This window comes from Pseudomonas sp. P4_C3, assembly GCF_056402075.1.
In genome coordinates this window covers 1-862 of record NZ_JBFUIC010000711.1, presented here as the reverse complement: position 1 = coordinate 862, position 862 = coordinate 1, and the positions used below count along the sequence as shown (strand labels likewise).

1 protein-coding gene is annotated in these 862 nt (G+C 51.5%); it reads left to right on the top strand.

Features of this window, described 5'->3' with window-relative positions:
• Positions 1 to 175 precede the first annotated feature (175 nt).
• On the top strand, positions 176 to 715 hold the full coding sequence (locus AC1DVH_RS31965) for a TetR/AcrR family transcriptional regulator (protein ID WP_477757147.1): 540 nt from the start codon (positions 176 to 178) through the stop codon (positions 713 to 715).
• The last annotated feature ends 147 nt before the right edge of the window (positions 716 to 862 follow it).

The window sequence follows — 862 nt, the reverse complement described above, 5'->3', positions numbered from 1 at the left end:
ATACAACAATAGCGCACACATTATAGCAGCACAGCTAACACATCGATTTTGACGTCCCTTTGGCGTGGCAGCTTGAATGATGCCATCGTTATTCTTGCTGACTAAGAGTGTTTTGATTTTAGTCACCCTTGTCCCAACTCCGCTAATTAATAAGATAGTCAAATGAGGTCTGAAAATGAAAACCAGCAAAGCACAGGCGCGGACAAATCGGGTACGCGTTGTTGAATCAGCTTCAGTGCTGTTCCGCGAGCGCGGCTATGACGGTATCGGGGTTAAGGAATTGATGGCGGGGATCGGACTCACTCATGGAGGGTTTTACAACCAATTCAGCTCAAAGTCGTCACTGATGATCGAAGCTACGTCGTTCGCTCTTTCCCAAATGACTGCTGACGCCAATGCGAGTGACTTCATCAATTACTACGTTTCCCGTGCTCACCGTGATTCAGTCGGCCAAGGGTGCGCGATCGCTGCGCTCGGTGGCGATGCTGCTCGTCAACATAGAGATATCAAGTCCGTATTTGAGACTGGCATAGAGAAGCTGATATCAGGCTTGAGTTCCGGGCTATCCGCTGACGAGCAAAAGGAAGCCCGTGCCAAGGCAGTTTCATTGTTGGCACAAGCGGTCGGAGCCATTGTACTGTCGCGGGCCTGCCCAGATGATGCGCTGCTAGCCGACGAGATCCTGGACAGCTGTAAGCTGTCGCTCGCCATTTAGTTAGCGCCCAGAAGCATGTGTTTCGCCCGCAAGAGCCCCAATTGTTGGCACCGATGCCGAATTGACCCACGAGCTGAAGCAAGACTGACCCACCTCAAAATCTGCACAAATCCCGCATAGGCAATGGTTCGAGAGGAACAGACTGGG